Source organism: Iodobacter violaceini, assembly GCF_011601265.1.
GTDB lineage: Bacteria > Pseudomonadota > Gammaproteobacteria > Burkholderiales > Chitinibacteraceae > Iodobacter > Iodobacter violaceini.
In genome coordinates this window covers 104,481-114,317 of the sequence record NZ_JAAOLX010000011.1, presented here as the reverse complement: position 1 = coordinate 114,317, position 9,837 = coordinate 104,481, and the positions used below count along the sequence as shown (strand labels likewise).

12 protein-coding genes are annotated in these 9,837 nt (G+C 50.4%); 7 read left to right on the top strand and 5 right to left on the bottom strand.

The window, feature by feature from the left end; all coding sequences use genetic code 11:
• The first annotated feature begins 177 nt into the window (after positions 1 to 177).
• From HA050_RS18430 to HA050_RS18420, 3 genes are all read left to right on the top strand, one after another.
• The gene (locus HA050_RS18430; RefSeq protein WP_166829451.1) at positions 178 to 753 is read left to right on the top strand and encodes a hypothetical protein; all 576 of its coding nucleotides are present in this window, start codon (positions 178 to 180) and stop codon (positions 751 to 753) included.
• 37 nt (positions 754 to 790) lie between these two features.
• Positions 791 to 1,543, top strand: a complete 753-nt coding sequence (locus tag HA050_RS18425; RefSeq protein WP_166829448.1) for a hypothetical protein — start codon at positions 791 to 793, stop codon at positions 1,541 to 1,543.
• Positions 1,544 to 1,714: 171 nt separating this feature from the next.
• Positions 1,715 to 2,266, top strand: coding sequence for an NADPH-dependent FMN reductase (locus HA050_RS18420; RefSeq protein ID WP_166829445.1), 552 nt, complete (start codon positions 1,715 to 1,717; stop codon positions 2,264 to 2,266).
• 168 nt (positions 2,267 to 2,434) lie between these two features.
• Here HA050_RS18420 and HA050_RS18415 read toward each other — a convergent pair whose 3' ends face one another.
• Positions 2,435 to 3,217: a DODA-type extradiol aromatic ring-opening family dioxygenase gene (locus HA050_RS18415; protein WP_166829442.1), complete on the bottom strand. Its 783-nt coding sequence runs from the start codon at positions 3,215 to 3,217 to the stop codon at positions 2,435 to 2,437.
• Positions 3,218 to 3,347: 130 nt separating this feature from the next.
• On the bottom strand, positions 3,348 to 3,755 hold the full coding sequence (locus HA050_RS18410) for a DoxX family protein (RefSeq protein WP_099400025.1): 408 nt from the start codon (positions 3,753 to 3,755) through the stop codon (positions 3,348 to 3,350).
• A 127-nt stretch (positions 3,756 to 3,882) separates the two neighbouring features.
• Between HA050_RS18410 and HA050_RS18405 the strand changes: the two genes are divergently transcribed.
• The 3 genes from HA050_RS18405 (at position 3,883) to eco (ending at position 6,198) form a co-directional block, all read left to right on the top strand.
• Positions 3,883 to 4,938 (top strand): LysR family transcriptional regulator, encoded by a 1,056-nt coding sequence (locus HA050_RS18405; protein WP_240929160.1) that lies wholly within the window; start codon positions 3,883 to 3,885, stop codon positions 4,936 to 4,938.
• A gap of 69 nt (positions 4,939 to 5,007) precedes the next feature.
• Positions 5,008 to 5,520, top strand: coding sequence for a hypothetical protein (locus HA050_RS18400; RefSeq protein WP_166829439.1), 513 nt, complete (start codon positions 5,008 to 5,010; stop codon positions 5,518 to 5,520).
• Between the two features lie 210 nt (positions 5,521 to 5,730).
• Entirely contained in the window at positions 5,731 to 6,198 is a 468-nt protein-coding gene (eco, locus tag HA050_RS18395; protein ID WP_166829436.1) for a serine protease inhibitor ecotin, read from the top strand.
• Positions 6,199 to 6,282: 84 nt separating this feature from the next.
• On the opposite strand, the gene HA050_RS18390 is transcribed toward eco, so the two are convergent.
• Both HA050_RS18390 and HA050_RS18385 read right to left on the bottom strand, forming a co-directional pair.
• Positions 6,283 to 6,714 (bottom strand): SRPBCC family protein, encoded by a 432-nt coding sequence (locus HA050_RS18390; protein ID WP_166829434.1) that lies wholly within the window; start codon positions 6,712 to 6,714, stop codon positions 6,283 to 6,285.
• A 555-nt stretch (positions 6,715 to 7,269) separates the two neighbouring features.
• Positions 7,270 to 7,818, bottom strand: a complete 549-nt coding sequence (locus HA050_RS18385) for an ATP-dependent Clp protease proteolytic subunit (protein WP_166829431.1) — start codon at positions 7,816 to 7,818, stop codon at positions 7,270 to 7,272.
• A gap of 242 nt (positions 7,819 to 8,060) precedes the next feature.
• Between HA050_RS18385 and HA050_RS18380 the strand changes: the two genes are divergently transcribed.
• Positions 8,061 to 8,408, top strand: coding sequence for a hypothetical protein (locus tag HA050_RS18380; RefSeq protein ID WP_166829428.1), 348 nt, complete (start codon positions 8,061 to 8,063; stop codon positions 8,406 to 8,408).
• Positions 8,409 to 8,476: 68 nt separating this feature from the next.
• Here the strand turns inward: HA050_RS18380 and HA050_RS22390 are convergent, their stop codons facing one another.
• The gene (locus HA050_RS22390; protein ID WP_166829425.1) at positions 8,477 to 9,796 is read right to left on the bottom strand and encodes a methyl-accepting chemotaxis protein; all 1,320 of its coding nucleotides are present in this window, start codon (positions 9,794 to 9,796) and stop codon (positions 8,477 to 8,479) included.
• Between the last annotated feature and the right edge of the window lie 41 nt (positions 9,797 to 9,837).

The following is a 9,837-nucleotide window of genomic DNA, read 5'->3' as shown; positions in this document are numbered from 1 at the left end:
TAACGATGATCGGGCTATTAAGAGCTGCACCGGCAAGATCTCGTTACCCCAAGGCGGAGCGTATCAATCCGGGTAAAGCCCGGATTGATCCCCACCGGATGCCAAGCCCTTAAACCCTTGCCTGAGGCAATCAAACAATGGCTTTTATTCACATTTAAACTGACCGGGTATATCGCCATGAAATGGCCTTATCTAATTGCCGCAGCCTCCCTGATTGCCCTTAGCGCTTACTCACAATGGCCTGCAGACGCGCAATCCACCCCCGCAGCAACCCCGCCTTCCCCCTCCGGCATCATCAGTGTAAAAGCCCCCTGGCTCAGTGCAGCATCCACAGCCGGATCAGCAGAAGCTGTAAAAGATACTGACCAAAATCACGATGGCGTACCCGATGAGGTTAATGCTTATATCAGGCAGCATTACGCCACATCCCAGGTCAGCCAGCTCGCCTTTACCCAGCTGGCCCAAGGCTGGAGCAGCGCCATTTATGAGGTATCCACCCCGGAGCAAGCCAAGCTGGCGGGGGAGAAAATTGCCCGTGGCATTGCCTGCCTGATGAGCGAGGACGTCACGCAAAAAACGGGCAAAACAGCACACGCCATGTATGACGAGCTGCTCAAAACCCGCGCCGAAATGCTGGGTACACCCCAGCGTACCGAGGCCTATTTACGCTTTCAGACACTGGCAGCCGGCCAGTATTTTGCTGATCCTGGCAATCAGCCCTGCAATTTCCAGCCTGCCAGTTTAAGCAACTGAAACCACGCTTTACCCCTACACAAAACAGGAGCTAACCATGCTGAAACGCCTTATCCTGCTTGCCACTTTAATAGCCAGCCCGGCCTTTGCCGCGCCCGCTGCCGTGGTTTTTGTAAATGGTATTCAAAACACTTTTGATGATTCTGTTGCCAGCATGCTGGTGCTTAAAGCCAATATGAAGGCCAAAAAACTGGATAAAGACTTTGTCTATGGCAATGCCTATAACGCCAGCAATGGTTTTTTTAGCGATATGTGGCAGGTATTCCAGCAAAAAAAACATGAAACGCAAAACGTCAAAGACTTCTGGCGCATGCTTGATGGCGGCACCACCCAGGCGGGCTGGATGAGCCAGGATATTTACGATAAATATCTGAACAGCCTCAGCACCAGCTCAATGCCCGAGCTGCCTGAGCATTTGAAAATGTACCGCCAGTATCTGGCCGAAGGGCGCAAGCTGGTACTGGTTGCGCATTCACAAGGCAATCTCTACGCCAATGCCGAACAAAATATGCTGGTTTCCGGCCCGCGCAGCGCGCAGGGCAAAATCAGCAGCGTGGGAGTGGCCAGCCCGGCACAATATCTGTTGCCAGGCTCCAGCTATATCACCTCATCCTGGGATCAGGTGATTAACGGGCTGAGGATGATAAAAAACGCACTGCCATCTAATATCAGCATTGGCTTTCAGCCCGCACAAGACACACTGGGGCATTCTTTTGTAAAAATTTATATGAATACTGCATACCCGGCGGCAGATCAGGTGCTGAATAATGTCAGCCTGCAAGCGGCTTAAGCACTTACAGCTTACTCAAGCCCAGGCACGTTTTCGGATTAGTTGTAATCAATCGCACATATAATCTGGCCATACCCGCTTGCGCATTTGATTGCTGCGGCGTATCACTCTATGTGCGGGCAGCAACACAAACTGTTGGCGCACCGCATCATTCACTAAGGGATATTAAAGATGACTATCAAAGCAATCGGAATCTCTGGCAGCCTGCGTAAAGCATCAACAAACAGTGGCCTGCTGCGTTGTGCCAAAGCCAATTTACCTGCGGGTATGGAATTAGAAATCGTCGATATCTCGGCGATTCCTTTTTATAACGGCGATATCGCAGCAGGCGATCGCCCTGCGGTACTGACAGAGCTGCTGGCTAAAATTGCAGCGGCCGATGCGCTGGTATTAGCCTGCCCTGAATACAACTACTCCTTGGCCCCTGCCCTTAAAAACGTCATCGACTGGGCATCGCGCGAAGCTGATAACAAAGCACTGAACGGCAAGCCTGTGGCGATTTTAGGCGCGGCAGGTGGCATGGGCTCTTCCCGCTCGCAATATCATTTGCGCCAGGTTTGCGTATTTGTAAACCTGCACCCGCTGGCAAAACCCGAAGTCTTTGCCAACGCCTTTGCGGGCGGCTTTGATGCCAATGGCAATGTAATTGATGAAACCATCAGCAAAAATGTAGCGGCACAAATGGTGGCGTTGCAGGAATGGACTAAACAGTTGCAGAAGTAAGATTCTTAGCCTTGATACATCGCTAAACGTTGAACCACAGAGTAAAACGAGAACACAAAGAGCCACAGAGAAAACCATCAAATCATTGATTTTCTCTGTGAAACGCTGTGCTCTCAGTAAGATCTGTGGTTCAATATTTTGCTTACTCAGCTTTAAGCTGAAGCATATTTAATCCTGCCAGCGATACACATCCATCGCCAACACCCCGCCAGTGATTCCACTATGGCTGCGCTCTACTTTCTCCCCCTGAGCAGCGCCCATCACCACAAAAATAGGCAATAGATGCTCATCAGTTGGATGGGCACGGCTGGCTTCCGGTGCCTGACGGCGGTAATCGAGCAGAGCCTTGATATCGTTTGCCAGCAGCTTTTCATTCATCCATGCCTGAAATGCGGGCACGTATGCCGGCACACGCGGATCGCCCTCAGTAATATCGCCCATTACCTCGTACAGATTATGCGTCAGGCTGCCCGAGCCGATAATCATCACGCCTTCCTGCTGCAAACCTGCCAAAGCCTGCCCTAAGCGGTAATGATGCTCAGGGCCTTGCCTTGGCTGAATCGACAATTGCACCACCGGTACACCGGCATCCGGATACATCACCCTGAGCGGCACCCAGGCGCCATGATCCAAGCCCCGGCTGGGGTGAACCGCCACCGGCAAACCTGCTGCCTCTAATACAGCGGCCACTTTTTCTGCCAGCCACGGCGCGCCGGGTGCCGGGTATTGCAAATCAAACAGCGCCGCAGGAAAGCCGCCAAAATCGTGAATCGTTTCAGGCTGGCTGGCCGCACCCACCGCAGGCTGCAAAGAGCCCCAATGTGCCGACACCATCAAAATCGCCTTAGGCTTAGGCAAATCCGCCACCAAAGCCTGCCAGGCAAGACCCGTTTTCCCAGCATCCAAAGCCAGCATGGGAGAGCCATGAGAAATATAAAAACTGGGAAACATGATGAATTCCTTGGTGTTCGATATTTTAAGAACCTGAAATCTGCAGACACAGAGCGCACAGAGAATCGATTTTCTCCGTGAAACTCTGTATTTTCAGCATTCTCTGTGGTTCAAGATTTGGGTTTAAATCTTAATCCGCAAAACGAGGTGAGCGTTTCAGAGCAAATGCACCGTCGCCCATCAATACTTGCACCAGGGCCGCAGCAATCAAGAATACCGGGTATTCCCAGCCGCCATTAGCATTGCCAAACGACCAGCCATTAGCAAAGTGAACCGTGCTTGCACCAATCAATACCGGCAACAATGCAGCTGCCACTAAACGAGGGTAAAGACCCAGCAGCAGAAACAAGCCACCAAACACCTCAGCCCCCGCCACCGGATAAGCCATCCAGCCCGGAAAGCCAACCGAAGCAAAAAACTGTGCCGTGCCGGGCAAAGTAAACACAAACACCTTGGTTAAGCCGTGTGCCAGAAACATAATGGCCAGAGCCGTGCGAAGAAAAAGGGCTGCGTATGGGGCGGTTTTGTTATCAATCATTTTGAATCTCCAGTGGTTTGCGCCATGTGTTTGGCATCGATGGAGTGCAGTATGACGATTGCCGGTTGAGGGATAAATACAGATATCCTCAAATAATTATCCCTTAATATGGGATAATTATTTGAGGATGAAATTACGTAGGATGGGTAAAACCCGCCGTTTTCTAGCATCTCATTACTGGATTGAGCTGGTTAAATACCGTAGATCAAAAGATCTTTTTGAGTTTGATTACGGCGGGCCTCATCCCGCCCAACACGAGCCCACCATTATGGACAAACTCACCGCCATGCAAGTCTTCACCCGTGTAGTTGACGCGGGGAGCTTTGTAAAAGCAGCCGATCAGCTGGATATCTCGACAAGTGCTGTGTCGCGTTTAGTGGCGGAACTGGAAAGCCATTTAAATACCCGCCTCTTGCAGCGCAGCACCCGCAAGCTTAGCCTCACCGAGGCAGGCCGCGTTTACCATGCGCGGTGTTTGCAGATTTTAGGCGATGTGGCAGAGGCCGAATCGGAGCTGGGGCAGGAAGGCCAGCGGCCCTTTGGCCTGCTGCGGATTAATGTACCGGTGTCTTTTGGCCAGCTGCACCTCTCCCCGCTGATTTCGGCTTACCAACAGGCCCATCCCGATGTAATCGTAGAAGTTGAGCTGACAGACCGCAGTGTTGATCTGGTTGAAGAAGGCTTTGATCTGGCACTGCGCATCTCAGGCCAGATCAGCGATACGCTGGTGGCAAGGCGTTTAGCGACCATTCGTATTGTTACCGCAGCAGCGCCCGGCTATCTGGCCCGGCACGGCAGGCCGCTCACCCCTGCCGATTTAGCCAACCATAACTGCCTGATTTACACCCATGGCAATCGCCGGGGCGAGTGGGATTTTAGCGGGCCGGATGGCGATATCACGATAAAAGTAGCCGGGCATTTCAGAGCCAATAATGGCGATCTGTTGCGCCGCGCGGCCCTTGCCGGTGAAGGCATTATTTGCGAGCCAAGCTTTTTAATTGGTGAAGATTTAGCCAGTGGCGCGCTGGAAATCCTGCTGCCCGATTACACCGCCCCGGAGCTGGCGCTTTACGCCGTCTACCCCAGCCACCGCCACCTCTCCGCTAAAATCCGCAGCTTTATCGACTTTTTACCCGCCCAAATGAGCGAGCCGCCCGCCTGGGATGGCTGGATGAAAAAATAATTCATTACATATGCCAAGAGATTGCCTCTGTATATTGCCCACATCAGAGCCTAACCCGGACAAACGCCCATGAAATCCATCTTACTGATCAGCGCCCTCTGCTCGCTTTTAGTGGCTTGCGGCGGAGGGGATGTCACCGTAAATAGCGATGGCATCAATATTGTTGCCGTAGATACCGTGCCCGCCATCCATAATCTGCGCGTACTGGCCGGGGTAAAAGACGCCAGCGGCATTACCCCGATTAATGATGGTTTTTTCAGCGTGGAATGGGATGCTAAATCCACCGACATTGCCACGTTAAACCTATACCTCAGCAAAGATGCACTGGTCAGCGGTGATGATACCGATTTGTTTTTTACACTAAACCCGGAAAAAAACACGAGAGCAACCCTGAAATGGGAAAAAGACAAAGACAATATCTCTCTGTCTGGCGTGCCAACTTCGGTTAATTCATTTTTAAGCAATAACCCGGAAGGCAAAGGCTATATCATCGCCAAAGCCTGTGGCTTTAAAGTGGATACAGCGGGTGGATCACGCAAAGAATGCGTGCAGAAAGAAATAGCTATAAAACTTATTAAATAATATTAATTAAATAAAAAATCAGCCATTGATTAAAATTACAGGCCTCACAAATCTATATTCCATTTTATTGGAAAAAAAATTGTGATAAATATCATTAACTTTCTGTAAATAGTTGCTACTCTTTAATGCTGATCATCCATATGATGCCTTATCAATATGCTGCGGCTCTTGCCATAAAGATTGCATCAATTCACTTTTAAGGAAGATTAAATGAAAATTAAACTAGCTATCCTTACCGCCATCACCTGCGCAAGTACCTTTGCCGCCAGCCCGGATCCTATGAAACCCTTTCCTGCGCCAGAAGCAGGCTTTGTGCGCAAAGTGATTCAACTGCCGAAAGTAAAAAACCCGGAGCTTTACCGCGTGCAATTATTGCCGGGCAAGATGATGGAGGTGGATTGCAATACCAGGAATTTGGGCGGGCAATTAAAAAAGGAAACCGCACAGGGCTGGGGATATGATTATTGGGTACTGCCACAAATTGAGCCAGGCATCAGCACCATGATGGCGTGCCCTCCGAATGCGCCTAAAAAACAAGCTTTTGTCAGCGTTTATTCAGAAGAGCTGCACCGCTATAACGATAAATTGCCCATGGTGGTTTATGTCCCTGAAGGCGTGGAATTACGTTACCGTATTTGGTCTGCCAAAGATAAAACTCAAACTGCAGAAAATGGCTAATTAATTTATATGAAAAGGCGATATTAGCTCAATACCGGCATCGCCTTTTTTAATCTCCGCATTTATACCATTAAGAATACCCAATTAAATATTCACAGCCTGAGCGCCTTCTGCCTGTGCTTTAAGTCTTTGCAGGGTAATGGGCAGACCCTTATCCACCAGCGGGGCAAGCATTCTGATTAAGAGGGGTTTCAGCAGCCCGGCAAACGTCACCCGATGCACAACCCTGGTGCCGCCCTCCACAGCCTCCAGCTCGTGATCAAAATCCATTCGATACAGGAAGGTCTTGCTGGTAACCGTAAAGTTACGGTTTAGCTCAACGGCGGTCACTTCCATAGGCACCGTATTGCCCTTGGCAGGCGTTAAACTGCCCTTAGAGCCCAGCGTTAAGCCCTCTTTTAATGAAGAAGCTTTCGTATCCGGATCCCACCCCTTCCAATTATCAACATCCTGGTAAATACGAAAAATCGTTTCAGGTGCAGCGGCAATCACAACTTGCTTTTCAACGATATTCATCATTTTCTCCAAGTAAGCGCAAAGATACACGCCCACAGATTGCAAGGGGCAAGCCAATTTATGACACCATACTACACCCAAGCATTGAGGTAAATGCCAGAAATTTGTCAGTTTAATGTATTAATTAATCGGGGTTTTTATTGCGAAAACGTTAAGCCAGTTAATTTATTAGCTCATCGCACGGGGCTTAAGAATCCCCTTGAAGCACGCCGAAGCGAGGAATAAGCGGCTCGGGGTTTCGGAAAGGGGGTAGCGAGGCAGCGAGCGCGCAGCCTTTTTCGCCGAGCCGATTATCCGCAGTGAGGGGTTTCGTGCTGGCCGGGGTCGCCTTCTTTGCTTACTTTATTGGCGAAGCAGAAATCAAATACTTCGCGGGGGATTCCCGCTCCGAGATCAACGTGCCAAAAGCACTAAAAAGCCCTTGTATGGCGGGTTAGCGCAGGCGCAACCTCGATTCAGGGCTGCTAATAAGCTGAGGAGCCGTAATCAAGTAGGTGACGTGTAATTGGCGGCATGGCTGAGCGCGGGTTGATAAACCCAACCCGCCCTACAGGGCTATACCCACCAGTAAGGTGCCGTTGCAGGAATTGAAGCATCCTCAACTCCAGTAGCTATCCCAGCTTCTACGGAGGCAGCCGCCCCCAATAATTTTGCCTTACCCTCGAGATGAGAACGGACACGTAGGATCTTGCGTGCTCCATTGGTGCGCTCCTCAAAGATGTCTGCATAGCGCTTAGCATCGAAGTCAAGACTTGCAACGCACTCAGCAAGCCGGGCATGGTCGACAGCCCCCGCGGTGAAACTCCAGTTCATTGGATGAACTTTGACCTTGCCGTGAGGAACGATAAGCCGTTTGGTTCCAGCCAAGAACATGACAACGGCCATAGACTCAATATTTCCAATGCAGTGCATCGTAACGGGAATGGAAAGGGATCGTAGAAAATGGTACGCAGCAAACCCTTGGTCCGTGTTTCCACCATCACTCGATATGAGAATAACAAGCTCGGTAGCACCTTCTTTCAATGCTGAGAGCGTGGCATGTTGAAGCCCCGCCAGTGTGTCGGGATTGATGCTGCGCATGAAGTAAATGACATGCAAAGTCATTGGAATTCCTCTGTCGTATGAGGGAGCGACATCAAGCCATGTATGGCGGCTTAACCGCAGCCGTAACCCGTGCTTCAAAAAGCTGAGTGGTAATTAGCTTGTTGTCAGCCGCTGGCATTCTCACCCAGCGCGGGTTGATCAATCCAAGCCCCCATAATTAACAAATAATGAAAATAACAAGTCAGTTAGTAACCATATATCATAGCGATAACACCCACCATAAAAAACTCAATATGAAAGATATGCGACGATTATTACTTGGCTACCTGATACTGATAACGCTAAACACCCACGCAGGTGTAATAGAAAATACCTCGCGTGAAATCAGCCGGGGCATCTCGGATGGCGCGGTGCAAAGCACCACCAAAGCACTTGAACAAATTCAAAAAAACAGCGAACGAAGAGCTAAAGAATATGCGGAAGATAATAAGCGCAGGCAGCGTTTAGCCAGTATCAGCGGCTGCGCAACAAACGCTAAAAAAACCAGCTGCAAATGCTTTGATAAGCAAGGCGGAATTGAAAATATTCTGGACGAAAAACAATGTATGGAAGTGGTTAACCGCGGCCTGGCTGCAATCAACGATATGTAAAAATCAGGCAAACTCTGCTATGGCATCGATGCTCGCCTGCCACCGACGCCATTCTCACACGGGCAGCCTTACTTACTCTGCCTGACTAAGCTTTCTACATCCAGCGTTGCAGCGCTGGTTCTTTCTGCCAGTTTTCTGACTTCATCGGCTACCACCGCAAAGCCACGGCCTGCTTCTCCGGCGCGGGCGGCTTCAATGGCGGCATTCAGCGCCAGCAGATTGGTTTGATCAGCAATTGATTTAATCGTGCCGACGATGGTGGCGATTTCGGCCAGGCTTTTTTCCAGGCTTTGCCTTTGCGAGCTTTCGCCGCTCAGTGCTTCGGATTGCTTTTCGGCATCAATGGCGGCCAATGCACCCACTACGCGCAGCGGTGCGCCATTATTGTCACGGCGGGTTTTGCCTCTTGCGCGAAACCAGTGATATTCATTGTTTTTGCACTTCAGACGGTATTCGATGTCGTAAGGCGTTTTGCCGGTTTTATCGTTTAGATGCGCGGCAAATGCATCAAGCACACCTTGCTTTTCATCCGGGTGTAAGCGGCTGGCCCAGCTTTCCAGTACATCCGGAAACTCGTTCACCGAATGAAAACCCAATAAAGCCCTGAATTGCTCAGACCACCAGAAAGCATTTTGCGGGTTAACCGGGTTATCCACATCGACTTCCATATCCCACAGACCTTCAGACAGCATTGCGCTGCTTAGCTCGAACCTGGTCAGGGTTTTATCCAGCTCGGCCTCGTGCTGTTTACGCAGGGAGATTCCCTCTAAAGAGCCGGCCACTCTGAGCGGCACGCCTTCGCTATTACGCTGAGTAGCCCCCCTGGCCCTGAACCAGCGGTATTGCTTATCTTTGCATTGCAGGCGATATTCAATATCGTAAGGAGTGCGTCCGCTTCTGTCATTTAAGTGATCGGCAAAGGCAGTCAGCGTAGTGTCTTTATCGTCAGGGTGCAAAAGGTTAGCCCAGCTGCCCAGCACATTAGGAAAATCACGCTCATCGCTAAACCCAAGCAAATGCCTGAAGGTAGGCGACCACCAGAATACATTAGCGGGATTAACCGGATCACCCGCCACCACGCTCATATCCCAAAGGCCTTCGCTTGATGCCCGGTTCACCAGATCAAAACGTGTTTCTAAGGCCGTGTACTGCGCTTTTTCCCTCGCTAATTCTTCCTGCAAGGCACTGACTTCTTCATTCAAAGCCCGTTTTTCGTGCAGGGCCGCAGAAAGCTCTTCGCTGGTTTTATGCCAGATGCGATGTAATTTATCGCCAATTGCACGCAGCTTCTCGTCGCCATCCATGGTCCAGCGTGGCATATCTCCACGCAAAGCCGCTTCGGCCGCGCTGTCTAATTGGCTAATCAGCCGACTTTGCTTAAAAAACATAGTGCACCTCAATCGATACCCCGACCCAGACGGGATTTATA